At 65.4% G+C, this 20,322-nt stretch carries 21 protein-coding genes; 5 read left to right on the forward strand and 16 right to left on the reverse strand.

The annotated features are described in order from the left end of the window. Positions 1–18: 18 nt before the first annotated feature. From ACVWW6_RS32950 to ACVWW6_RS32980, 7 genes are all read right to left on the reverse strand, one after another. Positions 19–942 carry a DUF1932 domain-containing protein gene (locus ACVWW6_RS32950; protein ID WP_456683209.1) on the reverse strand — a complete coding sequence of 308 codons (924 nt, stop codon included), beginning with the start codon at positions 940–942 and terminating at the stop codon, positions 19–21. Continuing rightward, complete coding sequence (locus ACVWW6_RS32955; RefSeq protein ID WP_456682125.1) at positions 939–1,808, reverse strand: hypothetical protein; 870 nt, start codon at positions 1,806–1,808, stop codon at positions 939–941. The genes ACVWW6_RS32950 and ACVWW6_RS32955 overlap by 4 nt, the downstream gene beginning before the upstream one ends. A 27-nt stretch (positions 1,809–1,835) precedes the next feature. Further along, a complete protein-coding gene (locus ACVWW6_RS32960; RefSeq protein ID WP_456682126.1) occupies positions 1,836–2,519 on the reverse strand; it encodes a 4-carboxy-4-hydroxy-2-oxoadipate aldolase/oxaloacetate decarboxylase in 684 nt (227 codons plus the stop codon). Beyond that, positions 2,516–3,229, reverse strand: a complete 714-nt coding sequence (locus tag ACVWW6_RS32965; RefSeq protein ID WP_011086622.1) for a PIG-L deacetylase family protein — start codon at positions 3,227–3,229, stop codon at positions 2,516–2,518. Before ACVWW6_RS32965 ends, ACVWW6_RS32960 begins: the two co-directional genes overlap by 4 nt. A 67-nt stretch (positions 3,230–3,296) precedes the next feature. Beyond that, positions 3,297–4,598, reverse strand: coding sequence for a C4-dicarboxylate transporter DctA (dctA, locus tag ACVWW6_RS32970; RefSeq protein WP_456682127.1), 1,302 nt, complete (start codon positions 4,596–4,598; stop codon positions 3,297–3,299). Continuing rightward, positions 4,595–5,479: an amidohydrolase family protein gene (locus tag ACVWW6_RS32975; RefSeq protein ID WP_456683210.1), complete on the reverse strand. Its 885-nt coding sequence runs from the start codon at positions 5,477–5,479 to the stop codon at positions 4,595–4,597. The genes dctA and ACVWW6_RS32975 overlap by 4 nt, the downstream gene beginning before the upstream one ends. A 29-nt stretch (positions 5,480–5,508) precedes the next feature. After that, positions 5,509–6,213, reverse strand: coding sequence for a TetR/AcrR family transcriptional regulator (locus ACVWW6_RS32980; RefSeq protein WP_456682128.1), 705 nt, complete (start codon positions 6,211–6,213; stop codon positions 5,509–5,511). A 110-nt stretch (positions 6,214–6,323) separates the two neighbouring features. Here ACVWW6_RS32980 and ACVWW6_RS32985 point away from each other — a divergent pair, with 110 nt between their 5' ends. The 4 genes from ACVWW6_RS32985 to ACVWW6_RS33000 all read left to right on the forward strand — a co-directional run bounded on the left by ACVWW6_RS32985 (position 6,324) and on the right by ACVWW6_RS33000 (position 10,630). Further along, complete coding sequence (locus ACVWW6_RS32985; RefSeq protein WP_456682129.1) at positions 6,324–7,301, forward strand: tripartite tricarboxylate transporter substrate binding protein; 978 nt, start codon at positions 6,324–6,326, stop codon at positions 7,299–7,301. Between the two features lie 14 nt (positions 7,302–7,315). Continuing rightward, positions 7,316–8,119 carry an ABC transporter substrate-binding protein gene (locus ACVWW6_RS32990; protein ID WP_456682130.1) on the forward strand — a complete coding sequence of 268 codons (804 nt, stop codon included), beginning with the start codon at positions 7,316–7,318 and terminating at the stop codon, positions 8,117–8,119. Positions 8,120–8,299: 180 nt separating this feature from the next. Continuing rightward, on the forward strand, positions 8,300–9,223 hold the full coding sequence (locus ACVWW6_RS32995) for a PepSY domain-containing protein (protein WP_456682131.1): 924 nt from the start codon (positions 8,300–8,302) through the stop codon (positions 9,221–9,223). A gap of 153 nt (positions 9,224–9,376) precedes the next feature. After that, complete coding sequence (locus ACVWW6_RS33000; protein WP_161535321.1) at positions 9,377–10,630, forward strand: DUF763 domain-containing protein; 1,254 nt, start codon at positions 9,377–9,379, stop codon at positions 10,628–10,630. Positions 10,631–10,652: 22 nt separating this feature from the next. Here the strand turns inward: ACVWW6_RS33000 and ACVWW6_RS33005 are convergent, their stop codons facing one another. From ACVWW6_RS33005 to ACVWW6_RS33020, 4 genes are all read right to left on the reverse strand, one after another. Continuing rightward, positions 10,653–10,886: a hypothetical protein gene (locus tag ACVWW6_RS33005; protein ID WP_028170893.1), complete on the reverse strand. Its 234-nt coding sequence runs from the start codon at positions 10,884–10,886 to the stop codon at positions 10,653–10,655. 112 nt (positions 10,887–10,998) lie between these two features. Further along, positions 10,999–12,255 carry a cytochrome P450 family protein gene (locus ACVWW6_RS33010; protein ID WP_161535322.1) on the reverse strand — a complete coding sequence of 419 codons (1,257 nt, stop codon included), beginning with the start codon at positions 12,253–12,255 and terminating at the stop codon, positions 10,999–11,001. 109 nt (positions 12,256–12,364) lie between these two features. Next, entirely contained in the window at positions 12,365–12,691 is a 327-nt protein-coding gene (locus ACVWW6_RS33015; protein ID WP_028170891.1) for a hypothetical protein, read from the reverse strand. 106 nt (positions 12,692–12,797) lie between these two features. Continuing rightward, positions 12,798–13,571, reverse strand: a complete 774-nt coding sequence (locus ACVWW6_RS33020; protein ID WP_011086612.1) for a ferredoxin--NADP reductase — start codon at positions 13,569–13,571, stop codon at positions 12,798–12,800. A 156-nt stretch (positions 13,572–13,727) separates the two neighbouring features. On the opposite strand from ACVWW6_RS33020, the gene ACVWW6_RS33025 reads away from it, so the two are divergent. Continuing rightward, the gene (locus tag ACVWW6_RS33025) at positions 13,728–14,924 is read left to right on the forward strand and encodes an amidohydrolase family protein (RefSeq protein ID WP_456682132.1); all 1,197 of its coding nucleotides are present in this window, start codon (positions 13,728–13,730) and stop codon (positions 14,922–14,924) included. 113 nt (positions 14,925–15,037) lie between these two features. On the opposite strand, the gene ACVWW6_RS33030 is transcribed toward ACVWW6_RS33025, so the two are convergent. From ACVWW6_RS33030 to ACVWW6_RS33050, 5 genes are all read right to left on the reverse strand, one after another. Further along, positions 15,038–15,493 carry a MarR family winged helix-turn-helix transcriptional regulator gene (locus ACVWW6_RS33030; RefSeq protein WP_011086610.1) on the reverse strand — a complete coding sequence of 152 codons (456 nt, stop codon included), beginning with the start codon at positions 15,491–15,493 and terminating at the stop codon, positions 15,038–15,040. 25 nt (positions 15,494–15,518) lie between these two features. Continuing rightward, a complete protein-coding gene (locus tag ACVWW6_RS33035; RefSeq protein ID WP_011086609.1) occupies positions 15,519–16,223 on the reverse strand; it encodes an ABC transporter ATP-binding protein in 705 nt (234 codons plus the stop codon). Continuing rightward, complete coding sequence (locus ACVWW6_RS33040; RefSeq protein WP_028170890.1) at positions 16,220–17,011, reverse strand: ABC transporter ATP-binding protein; 792 nt, start codon at positions 17,009–17,011, stop codon at positions 16,220–16,222. Before ACVWW6_RS33040 ends, ACVWW6_RS33035 begins: the two co-directional genes overlap by 4 nt. Next, a complete protein-coding gene (locus ACVWW6_RS33045; protein WP_456682133.1) occupies positions 17,008–18,897 on the reverse strand; it encodes an ABC transporter permease in 1,890 nt (629 codons plus the stop codon). Before ACVWW6_RS33045 ends, ACVWW6_RS33040 begins: the two co-directional genes overlap by 4 nt. Positions 18,898–19,071: 174 nt before the next feature. After that, positions 19,072–20,274, reverse strand: coding sequence for an ABC transporter substrate-binding protein (locus tag ACVWW6_RS33050; protein WP_271556445.1), 1,203 nt, complete (start codon positions 20,272–20,274; stop codon positions 19,072–19,074). Between the last annotated feature and the right edge of the window lie 48 nt (positions 20,275–20,322).

A 20,322-nucleotide genomic window follows, 5' to 3' on the forward strand; every position in this document is an offset into this window, starting at 1 on the left:
TCCTGGGCTGGCGTCGCCCTACTTCGCGCGATTGATCTTCGCGAGGATCCGGTCGGCCTCGATGCGCCAGTCGGCGCTACGGGCAAACTCCCCGGTGCCCCTGGTGCCGAACAGCCCTTCATCGGCGAGATCGGCCACCCAGGCCTGCCGCTCGGCCGTGCCCTGCGCCGACCACGGCGTCAGTCCCGCTTCGCGTACCGTCTCGGCAACTTCGCGCACCTCCTCGGCACGCCGGCGGCCATGCTCGATCACGCGCTGGAAGAAATAGGCGCCCTGCGTCTCCCAATTGATGGCGGGAAACGTTTCTGCGAGCGAGGCCAGCACGGCATCCTCCACGCCATAGGCGCGCGCGGTGGTGAAGCTTTCGATGACCATGGCCTCGAGGCCCTTGATCATGATGCTGCGGCACATCTTCACCGCGGAGGACACGCCGAGCTTGTCGCTCGCGACCTTCGCCGCAAAGCCGATGGCGTTCAGCAGCGGCTCCAGCTCCCTGGCACCGGGGCCGCCGAGCAGCAGCGGCACCTTGATGCGATACGGCGGCACCGAGGTCATCACCGCACCCTCGACGTAGCGCCCGGCAGCGCCGTCGATCAGCGCGGCGGCGCGCTGCTTGGCGCCGGGCGAGGCCGAGTTGAAATCGAGGAACCAGGTGCCCTGATTGATCGCGGCGGCGCAGGCCTTTGCGACCGGCACGGCCTGGCTTGCCGTGACCGCAGAGATGATGAAATCGGATTTCGCGGTCAGCTCGGCGTGAGACGCCGCAAGGCCAACACCGAACTTCGCCGCATGCTGTTTCAGCGCAGCGTCCTGCTCGCCACCGAGCTTGATGTCATAGGCGGCAACCTTGATGTCCTGCTGGCGCAAATCCTCGGCCAATATCCGGCCGACCTCGCCGTAGCCGACCAGCCCAATCTGCCATCGTCTCGGATCCGACATCAGTTCAATCCTCGCGTCGTCTCGTCGAACAGCTCCTCGACCGCATAGCGGCGCGGGATCAACGCCTGCTGGAATGCATAGTCGACGATCAATTCGAGCGGCTTCCTGTTGGCTTCGATCCCGAACGGGACGAGGTCCGGCGTTGCGGCGGGTCCCACCTGCGCCTTGTTCCGCTTGAGGAGATCATAGACGCCCGCGACCACATCAGGCCGCGATTTCGCAAGCTGTTCGGTCACGACCACGAGATGATTGACCGGCACGACACCGCGGCGGGCGTGCCATGTGGCGGCTTCCGTCGCAGGATCCGGGAACAGCGGCTTCAGCCTGGGATCGTTGGAGGTCTCGCCGAGGACGGCATCGAGTTCGCCGTCGAGCAGCATCTGCAGGATCTTCTTGTCCTTCGGCGCGCGCTCGGTGGTGTCGACATATTCGGCGACATGCGGATCCTCGAACGTCACCCAGCGAATGTTGTCGAGATCGACGCCGTAATCGTTGGCGAGGATGCCCCTGATCCAGGCGCCCGTCGTCGTCGTGAAGGAGCGGATGCCGACGCGCTTGCCTTCGAGATCGGACGGCCCGAGCGTCCCATGCGAGGGATTATACAGCGCATAGGAATGCTGGAAACGCCCGAGCATGGTCGCCGGCAGCAGCACCAGCGGCTTGCCGTGGGCCTTCGCCATCAGATAGGTGACGATCGCCATCTCGCAGACATCGAACGCCTGCTCGCGCACCATCGGCTTGAACGCGGTGTTGGTCGGCGTGTACTCGATGAAGTCGAGGTCGAACAGGTCGGAGCGCAGCTCGCCGCTCTTCACCGCCTGGACATGGGGGTGACTTCCGAGCACGGCCTTCAGCTTGAGACGATCCATCCGCCCGCTCCGCTTCCCTTATTTCGCTCAGACGTCCTCGGGATTGTCGACATAGACAAGACCGGCCTTCGCCAGCGCCTCGCGCATGCCGTACATGTCGAGACCGAGTTCGCCCGAGGCCAGCCGCTTGCGCTTGCCGCCTTCGTCCGCGTTGCGCTTCTTCGCCTTTACGGCGACCTCGGCAGCATAGCGCTTCGGCACCACCACTACGCCGTCGTCATCGGCGACGATGATGTCGCCGGGATCGACGTTGACGCCGGCGCAGACCACGGGGACGTTGACCGAGCCGAGCGTAGCCTTGACCGTGCCCTTGGCCGAGACCGCGCGCGACCACACCGGAAACTTCATCTCGTGCAGCGCTTTGACGTCGCGGCAGCCGGCATCGATGATCAGCCCCTGCACGCCACGCGCCTGGAGCGAGGTCGCGAGCAGCTCGCCGAACATGCCATCGGTGTTGTCGGTGGTGCAGCCGACGACGAGGATGTCGCCTTTCCTGCACTGCTCGACCGCGACATGGATCATCCAGTTGTCGCCGGGCTGCGCCAGCACGGTGACGGCGGGACCAGCGATCGCAGCACCTGCCCAGACCGGACGCAAATATGGCTTCATCAGGCCGATGCGGCCATAGGCCTCGTGCACGGTCGAGACGCCGTACTCCGCCATTCCGGCGGGATCGGCACGCTTGATGCTGCGAACGACGACGGACTTCATGCCAGCTCCTCCGCAACCGTCGGAAACAGCCGCTGATAGGCCTCGCCATACGTCATCGGCACGCCGGTGTTGCGGCTGCCCTGGATGCCGCGGTTGAGCGCAACGCGCTCGTAATAGCCCCAGAGATGCTTCTGTGCGGCCAGGATCTGGAACGCCTCGTACTTCTCCTTCCAGACCTCGTCGATCTTGAGGAGCAGGTCCGGCTTGTAATTGCACTGCTCCGGCTGGTGCGGCTCGAACAGGAACACCGGCGGAGCCGAATATTTGTACTGCGCGCCGGGCTTGTGGCCCATGGCCTGCGCGACCACGCGGGTCTCCTGCGCGAAATGCGCGGCGTTCGGATGGTCAAAATTATAGGGGTCTTCCAGCGCATGCGTCAGCACGAAGCTCGGATTGAGCTCGCGGTAGATGTCGACCATGCGGTCGAAATGCGCTTCCGTCAGCTTCAGCGGATAGTCGCCGCAGTCGAAGAACTCGATCTCGGCACCGAGCAGCTTGGCCGCCCGCTCCGCCTCGTCCTTGCGGCCGGCCTTGACCGATTCCAGCGTCGCGCCCTTCTCCTTCCAGGCAAACTGGCTCTCGCCGCGTTCGCCGAAGGACATGCAGACGATCTTCATGCGATAGCCCTTTTTCGCATGCAGCGCGATGGCACCGCCGGCGCGCCAGACGAAATCGCCCGGATGGGCGGTGACGACGAGACCTGTTTTCATGGGACAAACTCCCCTCTTTCGTTCGTAGGCATCATAGGCCACCCGCCTCATGCAGGCAGCCAATTCATCAGGCTGTGATGGCCGCTTGTTCCTCGCCGTCGAGCACGCGCCTCAAGCGCTCGCCGTCGAGCGCGCCTTCCCATTTGGCGATCGCGATGGTCGCAACCGCGTTCTCGATCAAATTGGTCGGCGTCAGCCCCTGCGACATCAGGCGATGGATGCCGAGCACCAGCGCGACGCTCGTCACCGGAATGGTGCCGGTCGCCGACAGCGTCGCCGCCAGCACGACGAAGGCCGCGCCGGCGATCCCCGCCGCGCCCTTGGAGGTCACGAGCAGGATCAGCAGCAGCTCGACCTGCTCGGCGAGCCCGAACGGCGTGTTGGTCGCCTGCGCCAGGAACACCGAGGCCGCGGCGAGGTAAAGGCAGGTGCCGTCGAGATTGAAGGAATAGCCGGTCGGGATCACGAGGCCAACCACGCTCTTCTCGCAGCCCGCCTTCTCCAGCTTGGTCAGCATCCGCGGCAGCACGGTCTCGGACGAGGTCGTGGCGATGCAGATCAGCAGCTCTTCCCAGATGTAACGGATCAGCTTGAGCAGCGAGAAGCCGCACAGCCGCGCCACGGGACCGAGCGCCACGATGATGAAGATGACGCAAGTGAGATAGAAGCCGCCCAGCAGCTTACCGAGCGAGGCCAGCGAGCCGACGCCGAACTTGCCGACCGTGAAGGCAATGGCGCCGAACGCCCCGATCGGCGCCGCCCACATCACGAAGCCGACGACGGCGAACACCATCTTGGCGGCGAGGTCGATCAGATGCACCAGCGGCGCGGCGCGCTCGCCGAGCTGCACCAATGCAAAGCCGCACAGAACGGAGATGAACAGCACCTGGAGGATGTTGCCCTCGGCAAACGCGCCAATGAACGTGGCGGGAACGATGTTCATCAGGAACGGCACGAAGCCGATGACGCTAGTTTGCTTGACGTATGGCTCGATCGCGCTGGCATTGATGCTGGCGGGATCGATGTTCATGCCGACGCCAGGCCTGAGCAGGTTCACCGCGACGAGCCCGATAATCAGCGCGATCGTGGTCATGATCTCGAAATAGACGATCGCCTTCACCGCGACGCGCCCGACGCGCGCCATGTCGGCCATATGGGCGATGCCGTGCACGACGGTGCAGAAGATGATCGGCGCGATCAGCATCCGGATCGCCTTGATGAAGGCATCCCCAAGCGGCTGCATCTTGGCACCCGCCTCGGGGCTTACGATCCCAAGCGCGATGCCGGCCGCCATGGCGATGAGCACCTGGATCCAGAGCTCCTTCCACCAGGCGCGGCCGCGCGGCTTGTCGATCGCGAATGACGTCATTGGTCGAACTCGAACAGGCGCGCGGGGTTGTCGACGAGGATCTTCTGCTGGACCTCCGGCTCCGGCGCGAACAGCGGGATCAAATCGACGAGGTCGCCGTCATTCGGCATCACCTTGACGTTGGGATGCGGCCAGTCCGTGCCCCAGATGACACGGTCAACCGCAGTCTCGACGATCTTGCGCGCAAACGGCACGGCGTCAGTGAAGGGCGGGCCGGCCGAGGACACACGCTCGGAGCCGCAGATCTTGACCCAGCATTTCTCGTCGCGCTGCATCAGCTCGATCAAAATCCTGAACGGAAGCTGGTCGAGCCCGTCCGACGCCTTCACCCGCCCCATGTGGTCGATGGTGTAGCTCAGCGGCAGCTTCGTCAGCATGTCGGCATATTCAGGCAGGTCGATCGCGTCGAAATGCAGGTCGATGTGCCAGCCGAGCGGCGCGACCATCGCAACGATGCGGTCGAACACGCGCTTGTCGGGAACGCCGCCGAGATGGCGGACGAAATTGAAGCGGCAGCCGCGGAAGCCGCCGTCGTGCAGCACGCGAAGTCCACGTTCGGTGATGGTGTCGTCGATATTGGCGACCGCACGGTAGGCGCCATTGCTCTCTGCGATCGCATCGAGCGCGACCGTGTTGTCGGTCCCGTGCACGCTCGCATTGACGATGACCGCCCGCTCCACCCCGAGCTTGGCGTGCAGCGCACGGAAATCCTCCAGCGGTGCGTCCGGCGGCGTGTAGGAACGATCGGGCGCATAGGGATATTTCGCGCCGGGTCCGAAGATGTGGCAATGCGCGTCGCACGACAGTTTCGGCAGCTTGAACTTCGGCGTGCGCGTGTTCGGATCGGGCGGCGGAATCGTCGGCGTGTACATCATCGTCATCAGGTGAACCGCCGAGCGTGACCGCTTCTTCAAGTCTTGCTGCTGACGACCTGCCGCCGGCGCGCCGGCTGGTCGAGCGGCGGTGCCTGGAACGCGGCGACGGTGGCTTGCACCAGTTGCTCGATGGCGCTGGCGGCGTCGCTGCCGTCGGCCTCGCCGCGCGACAGGCGCGAGACGCGGTCCGGCGTCACCAGCGAATAATAGAGTGCACCGAGCAGGAAATGGCTGCGCCAGACGATGTCGGTGCGCGGAATGTGCGGCAGGCTGTCGTGGACCGCGTCGATGAAGGCGTGGCTGGTGTCGTCGAAGGTCTGCGCGATGATTTTTCGCGCAACCTCATTGCCTTCCGCCGACATCACGGCACGCAGCCGCGTAAAGCGCGCCCCGCCACCGGCAAGATCGCTGCCCGAGGTGAAGGCCGGCACCACATAGGCCCGCACGATCGCCTCCAGCCGGTCCTGGAGATCGCGCACGCGCCTGGCGGCGGCGAGCAGCTCGGAGCGGCGGAGATTCATCGGCCCGCAATGGCGCCGGTAGATCTCCAGCAACAGGCCGTCCTTGGTCTTGAAATGATAGGTCACGCTGCCGGGATTGGCGCCGGCGGCCTGTGCGATGTCGCGCACGGACACGGCATTGAAGCCGTTGGTGGCGAACAGCTCCTCGGCCGCGGCGAGGATCGCCTCGCGCATGTTCGGCTTGCGGGCCGTTTCCTTGCTGGTGGGCTTGCGTACCATGTTATTTGTACTATCGTACAAAAGATCAGGTCTCGTCAACAACAACGATGCGAGACGTCCCCGGGCGGTTCGAAAGACCGCCGCAGGGGCGCGAATGGAGTGCTGGGAAAATGCTGGGTTTGAACACAACAATTGGTCGGCTCGTGGTCGGTGCGGGCTTGCTGCTGGCGGCGAACGCCGCGCAGGCCGAGAACTATCCGAGCAAGCCGGTCCACATCCTGGTGCCCTACGCGGCCGGCGGTGCGGTCGACGTGCTCGCGCGCACGCTGGGCCAGGCGTTGGCCAAGACCTGGGGCCAGCAGCCGGTGATCGACAACCGTCCCGGCGCCGGCGGCATCGTCGCCTCGCAGGCGCTGACGCAGGCCGCACCCGACGGCTACACGCTGATCCTGGTCGCGAGCGGCCATCCGCTCAACCAGTTCATCTACCCGAGCGTGCCCTATGACACGTTCAAGGATTTCACTGCGATCACCGAAGTGGCCTCTTCTCCACTCGCAATCGTGGTGGCGAAGGACAGCCCCTACAAGACGCTCGGCGATCTCCTGGCCGCTGCCAAGAAGGAGCCGGACAAGCTCTCCTACGGCATGTCCGGCAACGGCACGTCCGCGCATCTTGCCGGCGAGCTGCTCAAATACATGTCCGGCACCAAGATCGTCGCGATCCCCTACAAGGGCGGCGCGCCGGCACTGACCGCCGTCATCGCCGGCGAGATCCCGCTCAGCATCAATCCGCTTGCAGAGGCGATCGGCCAGCTCGAAGGCGGCCCGGTGCGCGCGCTCGCGGTGACATCAGCCGAACGCTCCAAGGCGCTGCCGGATGTTCCGACCATCGCCGAGGCTGGCGTGCCAGGCTACGACGTCTCGGTCTGGTGGGGCGTGCTGGGCCCGGCAAAAATGCCGCCGGAGATCGTGTCCAGGCTCGATACCGACCTCAAGGCCGCGCTGCAAGACCCCAGCGTGCTGTCGACGCTCGGCAAGATCGGCGCAGCTCCGGTCGGCTCCTCCGCCAAGGACTTTGATGCCTACATGCACGCCGAGGCGACCAAATGGGAGCCGGTGCTGAAGGCCGCCAACATCCGCGCGCAGTAAGGCGGGATCGTCTGATGAGGATATCTTCCTGGAGGCACGGTGCGCTCGCCGCCCTGCTCGCGTTTGCAACCGTCGGCCTCTCCGGCTCGTTCGCGAAGGCCGACGGCGAAGCAAAGCTCCTGGCGCCGAGCGGCACCTTGCGGGTCGGCATCTATCCGGGCAGCCCGACGTCGATGGTCACAGATGCGGCCGGCAAGCCGCACGGCCTCGCCTACGATCTCGGCGACGAGCTTGCAAAACGGCTCGGCGTCGGTGTCGACTATGTCAGGTTCGAGCGCGTCGCCGACATCGTCACCGCGATTCACGACGGCCGGGTCGATTTCACCGTGACCAATGCCACGCCGGCCCGTGCCAGCGAGGTCAGCTTCAGCCAGCCCGTGCTGGCGATCGAGCTCGGCTATCTCGTTCCGGCGAACTCGCCGGTCGGCAAGGTCGAGGATATCGACAAGCCCGGCGTGAAGATCGGCGTCACCAAGGGCTCGACCTCCGAGCGAACGCTGCCGGCGAAGTTCAAGAACGCGACCATCGTTCCCGCCGAAAGCGTCAAGGCCGCCATCGGCATGTTCGGGCGCGGCGAGATCGACCTTTACGCCACCAACAAGCCGACGCTGTTCGAGATGTCCGACCAGATGCCGGGCGCGAAAATCCTCGACGGCAATTGGGGGCTGGAGCACATGGCCATCGCGATCCCCCGGGGACGCGAGGACGCGCTTCCCATGCTCAATCGCTTCGTGACGGAAGAGCAGTCCTCCGGCGCGCTGGACACGATCCAGCAGCAGGCCGGCCTGCGCGGCGCGACCAAGGCGACGCGCAAGTAGACTCAATTCTCCGCCCGCTCCGCGGACCGCCAGACGCTCTCCACCCAGGTGCAAGCGATTGGCATTCGCCAACATCGCTTACTCCGTTTGCTGCAAATCAACGCAGCAACATGGACAAAGCGTCATTGGTCTTCTTGGCTGCGCTGGGCGACGAAAGCGTGAGATCGCCGGAGACCGAGAATGAACAAACCTCTATTGTTGACACTGCATCGATGGATCACGCTGGTCTTCGCGCTGCCCCTGCTCGCGATCATCGCCACCGGACTGATTCTGTCCTTCGAGCCGCTGGTGCAAGTCAGTGGCATCAGTGGTCCGGCGATCGACGCCGGGCGCATCGTCGAGCTGGTGAAACGGTATGATCCGGATAGCAAGGCGCGCGGGCTTTCGGTCAATGCCGCGAGCCAGCGCATGACGCTGCAAGGCGCCGGCACCTCGGCGATCGATCTCGCAACGGGCGAGCCCGCTGCCGCGGGCTCCAGCCTCCCCGATCTCTTCCTGTGGGCCCGCGTCACGCATGAACGGCTGCTCGGCCAGGCGTGGCTGGTGACAAGCTCGACCATCGCCATGGTGTCCCTGATGGTGCTCGGCCTCCTCATGGGACTGCCGCGCCTGCGCAATTCGCTGTCCGGATGGCACAAGGGCACCGCATGGTTTGCGTTGCCGCTGATCCTGCTGAGCCCGCTGACCGGCCTGTGCATGGCGTTCGGCCTGACGTTCCAGAGCGGCGCCGCTCCAGCCGGCGGCGGACGTCCCGTTGCCTTGCCCGACGCTGTTCGCATGGTCGCAGATTCGCACGAGCTGTCGCATGTGATCTCGATCGGCGCGCGCGGCGGTCGCATGATGGCGCGGATCTATGAGGACGGGGAGCTGCGCGCCTATGCCGTCAATTCATCGGGCGTCACACCGCTGCCGCGCAACTGGCCGCGCCTGATCCATGAGGGAAACTGGTCGGCCCTGATCGCTTCGCCTCTGAACGTCGTGACGTCGATTGCACTGCTAACGCTGCTCTCAACGGGCCTCCTGATCTGGGCGCGGCGGAAGCTGCGCAAGCCGCGAGCGCGATCGAACAAGCAACCTGGCGCAACCGTTGCCAAGGCCGCCTGATCGGAGAACGCGTACGCATTCAATTGCGCATACCGGCCCGGCTGAGCGTCCCGCATCTTGTGGAGAGGGATGGTCACGTCTCCCTCGTCGCGCAGCACAATGCAGCATTCCCCTCGTGCAACGGTCGCCGGATCGCGCTAGTCTGCCGCACCCATGACCAGACGTACCGGCAGCGCCGATCTTCCTCTCCACACCGGACGGGTTCCGCCGTGGCTCGCGAGCCGCATGGCCTCGCTTGGCGCGATCGTCACGCAGGCGATCGTGCATCATTACGGCCGCGATGCATTTCTCCAGCGGCTGTCGCATCCGTTCTGGTTCCAGTCGTTCGGTGCCGTAATGGGGATGGACTGGCACTCCTCGGGGATCACCACCTCCGTGATCGGCGCGCTGAAGCGCGGGCTCGGCCCGCTGCAGGACGAACTCGGGATCTATGTTTGCGGTGGCCGAGGCCAGCATTCGCGCAAGACGCCGGACGAGCTGTTGCAGCTCGGCGAGCGCGTCGGCTTCGACGGCGTAAAGCTCACCCGCGCCAGCCGGCTGGTCGCGAAGGTGGACAGCGCGGCCGTGCAGGACGGCTTCGACCTCTATCTCCACGGCTTCTTCGTCACGGCCGACGCCAAGTGGACGGTGGTGCAGCAGGGCATGAACGGCGACAAGCGGCAGGCCCGCCGCTATCACTGGCATTCCGAGGCCTTGAAGAGTTTCGTCGACGCGCCGCACAGCGCGATCGACGGGCCGCAGCAAGGCGAGATCGTCAATCTCACCGACCACCGCGCCGATATCTCGCGCAGCGCGCAGCTCGAACTCCTCGGCGATCTCGGTCCCGATCGCATCGTCGCCGAATTCGAGCGGCTCACCGGAGCCGCACCCGAACCGGCGCAGGCGATGCTGCCGCACCTGATCATGCCCGCGCATCACGATGTCAGGCCCAAGGACGTGTTCGCGCGGCGGCTGCACGGCACGCTGGCTGCGGCCGCCGAGCGTGGCCCCGTCGACTTCCCGGAGCTGTTGCTGACGCCCGGCGTCGGCGCTCGCACGGTGCGTTCGCTGGCGATGGTGGCCGAGGTCGTGCACGGCGCCCCCTATCGCTTCAACGATCCCGCCCGTTTCTCGCTCGCTCATGGCGGCAAGGACCGGCACCCCTACCCCGTCCCGATCAAGGTCTATGACGAGACCATCCGCGTGCTGAAAGGCGCGATCCAGAACGCAAAACTCGGACGCGAGGAAGAGATGCAGGCGCTCAGGCGTCTCGACGACCAGGCGCGACGGCTGGAGCGGACCGCGCGTGGACCGTCGGTCGAGGCTTACATCGCCGGCGAGCGCGCGGCCTCTCCCGAGCTCGACGGCCGCTCCGTCTTCGGCTGGGAGCGCGATCTCGTCGCTCCGAAGAAATCGGCCGGCTCCTGAAGCTGCCGCTCGGGGCTCTCGCCTAGTCTTCAGCCTCCTCGTCGTCGAGCAGCCGGTTGGCCGAATGATCCTGGTACTGCTCCGTCTGGATGAACTTTCCGTCCATGCCGCGAATGTCGGAATGTTGCGCCTTGTCGCGGTTCGACAGGATCATGTTGTCGCCGACCTTGTCCTTTGCGATGTCCGTGAGTGCGCCAGTCCCCGCGCCCTTGCCGCGCGCGCCTGATCCGATATGCGTCTTGCCGCCGTTGGGCATGGACTGCTCCCTTGCTGCTGCGTGCATTGGTGCAACGCCTGCGCGACGGAGATTGTTTCGCACTCCACGCAAGATGATGCGCGCCATTGTTCCCGGCACGGCGTGCGCTGCGTCAGTCCGCGAGCAACGGCTCGGCGGCGGCACCACGGCTCGGCCTGCGGTTCCCGCCGGCAACGACAGGCAATCGCGCGATCGCACGCATACCCGGCCGCTTGCGCCAGTGGATTTGCGCGGGGTCCACGGCGAGCTCGAGTTTCGGCCATCGCGCAAGCAGCGCCTGCAATGCGCAAGTCGCTTCGATCCGCGCAAGCTGGTGGCCGAGACAGAAATGAATTCCCGTTCCGAACGACATGTGGCGGTTCGGCTTGCGCGTAAGGTCGAGCCGCTCCGGGCGGTCGTGCACGGCCGGGTCCATGTTGGCGGCGGCAAGCATGACCATGACTCGGTCGCCCTTCTTCAGCCGTACGCCCGCAAGCTCGACATCCCGCCGCAGATAGCGCGGTTTGGAAAACTGCACGGGCGAGACGAAGCGCAGGAATTCCTCGACGGCGAGTGAGATGCGGCTCCAATCCTCCTCCAGCCAGTCGCGCAAGGCCGGATTCCTGAGCAGCTCGTAGACCGAACCGCTGATCAGATGCGTGGTGGTCTCCGAGCCTGCCGCGAGCAGCAGGAACACCATCGACACCATTTCGTCCGGCGTGATCTGGCCGCCCTCGCGCTCGACCTGGACCAGCTCGGCGATCAGGCCCTCGCCGCCCTGCACGCGCGCGATCTGCAACTGCTGTTCGAGGTAGGCGCGCATCTTGCGGAACGCGAACAGCAGGCGGAAGAAGCTGACGACATTCGTCAGCGACGACATCTTGTTGGCCCAGGCGATGAATCTCGGGCGATCGGCCGCAGGCAGGCCCAGCAGCTCGCAGATCACCGACACCGGCAGGATGCGGGCGTAGCACTGGACGAGGTCGGCCGGGCTGCCATCGGCAAACAGGTCGTTCGCCAAGCCGTCGGCGATGGCGCGAATGCGTGGCTCCATCGCCACGATCGCGCGGCGGCGAAATGCCTCGTCCACGATGCTGCGCAGCCGCGTGTGATCGGGCTCGTCCATGGTCAGCATGTTGTTGGCGATGGTGGTGACGAGCTTCGGCATCCACCAGCGCAGGCCGGCGACTTTGCCGTCCTCCTTGCGCAGCGTGAAGGTGGTGCCGTCCTTCAGGACCTCAGCGGTGGCGTCATGGGTCGTGGTGATCCAGACATCGCCGACGAGAGGAAATCGCGTCGCAACCACGGGGCCCGAGGCGCGCAGCGCCGCGATCGCCGCGGGCGGATCGCGAAAGAAGGCCTCGCTGGTGAAATCGAGGCGCGGTGCCATGGGATCACCGGATTGGTTGGTGGCGTCTCAACCAGATGGTGCGCGAGGGCCCACGTGCAAGGGCCGGAACCGGTGCTGGCTGCGCCAGCGCGATGCTCGCGACCAGAGCCTATCCGCGGCCCGGCGAGCGCGGCCCGGTCTTGCGTTGCTGCTGATTGGTGTAGGCGTCCCAATGGCTCCAGCTGCCGCTGCTGAGACTTTGCAGATCGGTGGTAAGCGGACGGCGCGTGCGCTTGTCGTAATCGGCGATCGCGCGTTCCGACTGCGCGATCTTGCGCTTCAGTTCCGCGACCGCCTTCTGGGTCTGGCCGTTCCGCTTCGACGAGGCGATCTCGCCCATCGTGAAGCGCGCCGTCTCGAGCGCCTTCAACTCGGCGCGGTTCTTCTTCAACTGAACCCGGTGCCAGGCGATGTTGCTGTCGCTGTCCGCAACCATGTGGGAACTCCGCTGATTCGTTCCCACAGTGTATCGCGCGCCGAATCGGCGCCGCAACGGGCGCCACGCGGCGAAAATACGGTCTTATTGCGCAAGAATTCCGCGTTTAGCGCTCGGCAAACGCCTTTTCGACCACGAACTGGGCCGGCTCGCCGTGATTGCCCTCGATGAAGCCGCGCTCGCCCAGGAGCACGCGGGTGTCAGCGACCAGCGCCGGGCTGCCGCAGATCATGACGCGGTCGTGCGCGGCCTCCAGCGCCGGCAGGCCGATATCGCTGAACAGCTTGCCCGAGGTGATGAGGTCGGTGATGCGGCCGCGGTTGCGGAAGGGATCGCGGGTCACCGTCGGGTAGTAGATAAGCTGGCTCTGGATGTACTCGCCGAGCAGCTCATCCTTCGGCAGATGCTCGGTGATCATCTCGCCATAGGCGAGTTCCTTGACGTGGCGGCAACCGTGCAGCAGCACCACCTTCTCGAAGCGCTCGTAGGTCTCGGGGTCCTTGATCACGCTCAGGAACGGAGCGAGGCCCGTGCCGGTGCCGATCAAATAGAGGTTGCGGCCCTCTTCCAGATTGTCGATCACCAGCGTGCCGGTGGCCTTGCGGCTGACGATGATCTCGTCGCCTTCCTTCAGGTGCTGGAGCCGCGAGGTCAGCGGGCCGTCCGGCACCTTGATCGAGAAGAACTCCAGCGTGTCCTCGTAATTGGCGCTGGCGACGCTGTAGGCCCGCAGCAGCGGCTTCTCGCCGACCTTGAGCCCGATCATGGTGAATTCACCGTTGCGAAAGCGGAAGGTCGGGCTGCGGGTGGTCTTGAAGGAGAACAGCGTGTCGGTCCAATGGTGGACGCTCAAAACGCTTTCCTGGTTGAAATTGCTCATCTCACCCTTCCGTGTCGCTACGTTGCGGTTCCGAGGCGGTCAGCTATGCGTCGTTTGTACACGATCATTCGTGTACTAATGAATAATCCGGCTTGATCCCTTGGTCAAGGCTGCCCAAGATCGGCAGCGTTGCAGTTAAGGAAAAGGACCCCTTCCATGGCGCATGACGCACCCCAGGCCGCCGGACCCTCGAAGCTCGTGATCCGCAATATCGGCCTGATCCTGTCGGGCGCGCTGGAAAAGCCGATCCTGGACGGCGACACCATCGTCGCCGAGAACGGCAAGATCACCGCGATCGGCCGCTTCAAGGATCTCGACACGGAAGGCGCGACCACCATCGTCGATGCCAACGGCACCACGGTGACCCCCGGCCTGATCGACAGCCATGTCCACCCCGTCGCCGGCGACTGGACGCCGCGCCAGAACCAGATCAACTGGATCGACAGCTCCCTCCATGGCGGCATCACCACCATGATCTCGGCAGGCGAAGTGCACATGCCGGGCCGCCCCCGCGACGTGGTGGGGCTGAAGGCGATGGCGATCTTCGCCCAGCGCGCGTTCTGGACGTTGCGTCCGGGCGGCGTGAAGGTTCATGCCGGTGCGCCGGTCATCGAATGCGAGATGGTCGAAGAAGACTTCAAGGAATTGGCCGCCGCCGGCGTCAAGCTGCTCGGCGAAGTGGGCCTCGGTGGCGTCAAGGATGGACCCACTGCGCGCAAGATGGTGGGTTGGGCGCGCAAATACGGCATCCAGAGCACGATCCACACCGGAGGCCCCTCGATCCCCGGCTCCGGCCTGATCGACAAGGACGTGGTGCTGGAGGCCGACACCGACGTGGTCGGCCACATCAATGGCGGCCACACCGCCCTTCCCGACGACCAGATCCGCTGCATCTGCGAGGGCTGCAAGCGCGGGCTCGAGATCGTTCATAACGGCAACGAGCGCTCGGCGCTCTATACGCTGCGCATCGCGCGCGAAATGGGCGACCTGCACCGCGTCATCCTCGGCACCGACGGGCCGGCCGGCTCCGGCGTGCAGCCGCTCGGCATCTTGCGCATGGTCTCGATGCTGTCCTCGATCGGAGAGCTGCCGGCCGAGATCGCCTTCTGCCTCGCCACCGGCAACACCGCGCGGATGCGGCAGCTCGATTGCGGCCTGATCGAGGTCGGCCGCGCTGCGGATTTCGTCATCATGGACAAGGCACAGCACTCGCCGGGCAAGAACATCCTGGAGAGCGTCCAGCTCGGCGACCTCCCCGGCATCGGCATGACCATCATCGACGGCATCGTCCGCACCCAGCGCAGCCGCAACACACCGCCGGCCGGCCGGGTGCCGGAAGTGGTGGCGAAGTGACGGCACTTGCCGTCATTCCGGGGCGCGCGAGAGCGCGAACCAGGAATCTCGAGCAACAATCTCCGGATTCCGGGTTCACGCGCGGCGCGCGTGCCCCGGAATGACAGTCAATTTCACCGCAACTTGCTCAACAGCGCCATCAGCATCTCGCGCTCCTTGGCGTCGAGCGGCGCCAGCGTCTCGCGGGTGATGGCGAGCGCATTCGGCGCCAGTTTCTCGGCTAGCTGCTGACCGGCACGCGTCAGGCTCACCAGCAGGCGTCGCCCGTCCTCGGGATCCTGGCTGGTTTCAGTCAGGCCGCGCGCCGTCAGGCGGTCGATCACGCCCTTGATGGTTGCGACGTCCATCGCGGTCAGCCGTCCCAGCTGGTTCTGCGAGCACGGCCCGGTCTCGGCGAGCTTTGACAGCGCCGCCCATTGCGTCGGCGTCAGATTGGTCCCGATATCGCGGGAGAAGATCGAGCTGTGGCGCTGCCAGACCTGGCGCAGGATGAAGCCGACCTGCTCGTCGAGCACGTAAGGCGGTTTTGCCGGTTTGACGCTCTTCTTCGCCGCAACGCTTCTCGCCATCCGCTCCCCGACCTTCCCTTTGCCGTCACAACGACAGATGCGCGTCGCGGATGTCCGGACGCGCGTCGAGCTCGGCCATGGTGCCGCCGAAGCAGATGCGGCCGCGCTCGATGATATAGGCCCGGTCGGAAATCAACCGCGCGAAATGCAGATTCTGCTCGGAGACGACGATGCTGACGCCCTCCTTCTTCATGGTCAGGATGGCATCGACCATCTGTTCCACGATCTTCGGCGACAGGCCTTCCGACGGCTCGTCGAGCAGCACCAGCGACGGGTTGCCCATCAGCGTGCGCGCGATGGTGAGCATCTGCTGCTCGCCGCCGCTCATGCGGCCGCCCGGGCGGTTCTTCATCTCGCCGAGGTTCGGAAACAGCGTGAACAACTTGTCGCGCGTCCAGTAGGGCGCGTTCGGGCGCTTCGGCTGCCGGCCGACTTCGAGATTCTCCTCCACCGTCAGATCGGTGAAGATTCGCCGCTCCTCCGGCACGTAGCCGAGCCCCTCGCGCACGATCTCGTGCGTCGGCCGCACCGACACGTCCTTGCCCTCGAACATGATGCGGCCCGAGCGCTGCGCCACGAGGCCGACGATCGAGCGGAACGTCGTCGACTTGCCGGCGCCGTTGCGGCCCAGCAGCGCCACCACCTCGCCCTCGCCGACCTCGAATCCGATGTCGAACAGGATATGCGCCGGGCCGTAATGGCTGTTGAGGTCCTGCACCGTGAGTTTCATGCCGAGGCTCCGTCGCGATGGCGGGCATCGTAGACGAGCCCCTCGCCGAGATAGACCGCCTGCACCTGCGGGTTGCCACGCACCTCGGCGGGCGAGCCCTCGGCGATCAGCGTGCCGCGGTTGAGCACGATGATGCGGTCGGCGTGCTCGAACACCACGTCCATGTCGTGCTCGGTGAAGAGCACGCCGATCGACTTCTCCCGCGCGATTTGAGCCGTCAGCCTCATCAGATCGACGCGCTCGCGCGGCGCCATGCCGGCGGTCGGCTCGTCCATCAGCAAGAGTTTCGGCTGGTTGGCGAGCGCGACCGCAAGCTCGAGCCGCTTGAGGTCGCCATAGGCGAGCTCGCCGCAGGGACGATCCGCATAGCCGCTCATGCCGACGAGCTCGAGCAAGCGGCCGGCTTCGCCACGATCGAACTTCGGCGCCGAGCCCCAGAGATTGAACAGCTGCTTCCCGTGCGAGATCAGCGCAACCTGCACGTTCTCGCGCACCGTCATGGTCGCGAACGTCGCGGTGATCTGGAAGGTACGCCCCACCCCGAGCCGCCAGATCTCGCGCGGCTTCTTGCCGGTGGTTTCTTCGCCAAGCAGGCGGACCTGGCCGGAATCCGGCTTGTTCTGGCCGTTGAGCATGTCGAAGCAGGTGCTCTTGCCGGCGCCGTTCGGGCCGATCAGCGCCAGGATCTCGCCGGCGCGCAGCGAGAACGAGACGCCGCGCACGGCATGGATGCCGCCATAGGATTTGGTCAGGCCTTCGACCGCGAGAAGTGGGGGTGCGACGCTCATTCGGCGGACTCGATCGGCTTGGCAAGCAAGGGAGATCCCGGCGGCGATGTCTTCCTGCGACGCTGCGCCAGCATCTCCAGCATGCCGACGATGCCCTTGGGGAAGACGACGACGATCAGCACGATGAAGCCGCCGAGCACGAGCTTCGACAGGTCGGTCTGGCTGACCAGCCAGATGTTGAGCGCCTTGTAGACGATGGCGCCGATCACCGCGCCCGACACCGTCTCGACGCCGCCGAGCAGCACCATGACCAGCGCGTCGACCGAAAGCGAGATGCCGAGATTGTCCGGGAAGACGCTGCCCTTGAGATAGGCGAACAGCGCGCCGCCGATGCCGGCGGTCGTGCCCGCGATCACGAAGGCGGTCCACTGGATGCGCTTGGCGTTGATACCGATCGCTTCGCTGCGCAGGAGCGAGTCGCGCGTGGCCCGCAGCGCGTAGCCGAACGGCGAGAACACCATGGCCCGCAGCGCGAACGTGACGAGCGCCGCGACACCGAGCGCCAGCCAATAGAAGTGCGACGGGCTCGCCGCCCATTTTTCCGGCCAGACGCCCAGAATGCCGTTGTCGCCGCCGGTGACGCTCACCCATTGGAACGCGATCGACCAGACGATCTGCGCAAAGGCGAGCGTCAGCATCGCAAAGTAGACGCCGGAGAGCTGCACGGCAAAGAAGCCGAACACCGCGGCGCCCATGCAGCCGAGCAGCGGCCCGAGCAACAGGCAGACGATCATCGGCAGTCCGGCCATCTTGGCGAGGAAGGCGATGCCGTAGGCGCCGAGACCGAAATAGGCGGCGTGGCCGAAAGACGCGAGTCCCCCGACCGACATCAGGAAGTGCAGGCTGACGGCGAAGATCACGAAGATCGCGATCTCCGAGCCGACGGTCAGCGCGTAGTTGCCGGCGAACAGCGGCAGCGTTGCGGCAATGACGAGCGTTGCCAGCGCGGCCAGCCGCTCGTTCGACGACAGCGGGCGCCAGGGATTGACGGTGAGACCCGGCGTCCTGCGCGCCGGCGCCTCCGGCTTGCCGAACAGGCCCCAGGGGCGGACGATCAGCACCACCGCCATCACCAGGAAGACCAGGATGATGGAAATCTTCGGGAAGATCAGGATGCCGAAAGCGTTGAGCTCGGAGACCAGCACCGCCGCGACGAAGGCGCCGACGATGCTGCCGAGACCGCCGATCACGACCACGACGAAGACCTCGACGATGATGCGCAGATCCATCGCGTGATGCACGGCATCGCGCGGGATCTGGAGCGCGCCGCCGAGCGCGGCGAGGAAGACGCCGACCGCAAACACCGACGTGAACAGCCATTTCTGATTGACGCCGAGAGCCGCGACCATGTCGCGGTCCTGCGTTGCCGCGCGCACCAGCACGCCCCAGCGCGTGCGCTGGAACAGCAGCCAGAGAATGCCGAGCACGACCGGGCCGAGCCCGATCAGGAACAGGTCATAGCTCGGGATGTTCTGGCCGAAGAAATCGATCGCGCCCTTGAAGCCCGGCGCGCGGCGGCCGACGAGATCGTCGGGCCCCCAGATCAGCACGACGAGGTCCTCGACCATCAGGGTCAGGCCGAAGGTCGCGAGCAGCTGGAATAATTCGGGCGCGTGATAGATTCGGCGGAGCAGCACCATCTCGACGATGACGCCGATCAGCGCCACGGCCAGCGCGGCCGCGACGATACTGCCCCAGAAACCGAACGCGCCCGAAAGCCGCTCGGTGAGCGTGAAGGCGATGTATGCGCCGATCATGTAGAAGGCGCCATGCGCGAAATTCACGATCCGCGTCACGCCAAAGATGATCGACAGGCCCGAGGCCACCAGGAACAGCGACGCTGCGCTGGCGAGACCGGTCAGAAACTGTACGACATAAAAGGCCATCGGCGGTCCGGGTTCAGGTGTTGCTTCACCTCTCCCCGCTTGCGGGGAGAGGTCGAATTGCGGAGCAATTCGGGTGAGGGGGAGTCTCCGCGAGCTCGATAGTTACCTCCCTCGCGGAGGCTCCCCCTCACCCCGACCCTCTCCCCGCAAGCGGGGCGAGGGAGAAGAAAGAGATCAGTCCTTCGGCCGCAGCTTCTCGACTTCGGCATCGCTGGGCAGATAGTCCGCGCCCTTCTTGTAAGAAGAGTCCACCATCACGCCCTTGCCGTCCTTCAGCGCGGTCTTGCCAACGTAAGCGCCGAGGGTCGACTGGTGGTCGATCTTGCGGAAGGTGATCTCACCGAACGGCGACGGCATGGACAGGCCCTCCGCCGCGGCAATCAGCTTCTCCGGATCGGTCGAGCCGGCCTTTGCCAGGATCGCGGCCGCCGACTTGATGGTCTGGTAGCCGACGATCGAGCCGAGACGCGGATAGTCGTTGTACTTGGCCTGGTAGGCCTTCAGGAACGCATCATGCTCGGGCGTCTTGATCGAGTACCAGGGATAGCCGGTGACGATCCAGCCCTCCGGCGTCTCGTCCTTGAGCGGATCGAGATATTCGGGCTCGCCGGTCAGGAAGGACACGACCTCGCGCCCCTTGAACAGGCCGCGGGTGTTGCCTTCGCGCACGAGCTTCACGAGGTCGGCGCCGAAGGTGACGTTGAGGATCGCCTCGGGATTGGCCGCGGCAACCGCCTGCACCACCGGGCCCGCATCGATCTTGCCCTGCGGCGGCCACTGCTCGTCCACCCACTGGATGTCGGGACGCTTCTCCGACATCAGCTTCTTGAACACGGCAACTGCCGACTGGCCGTACTCATAGTTCGGCGCGATCGTCGCCCAGCGCTTTGCCGGCAGCTTGCTGGCTGCTTCCACCAGCATCGCGGCCTGCATGTAGTTCGAGGGCCGCAGGCGGAAGGTGTACTTGTTGCCCTTCGACCAGGTCACGGCGTCCGTCAGCGGCTCGGCCGCGAGGAAAAACACCTTCTTCTGGTTGGCGAAGTCGCTGACGGCCAGACCGATGTTCGACAGGAACGTCCCCGTCAGCATCGCGACGCCCTCGCTCGACACCAGCTCGTTGGCCGCAGTCTGCGCATCCGCCGGCTTGCCGCCGTCGTCCTTGGAGACGACGACGAGCTTCTTGCCGTTGATGCCGCCGGCCGCGTTGATCTCTTCCACGGCGAGCTGCCAGCCCTTGCGATAGGGCTCTGTGAAGGCCGGCAGCAGCGAGTAGCTGTTGATCTCGCCGATCTTGATGTCCTGTGCCACGGCCGAATGAGCCATGCCGCCGGCCAGAAGCGCGAAGGCCGCGCCCACAAAATAGTTTCTCGCTCGCATCCCAACCTCCAGTTTTGAACTCTCTACGTCTTCAGCGTGATCTTGTCG

The organism is Bradyrhizobium sp. USDA 3311 (assembly GCF_054062495.1).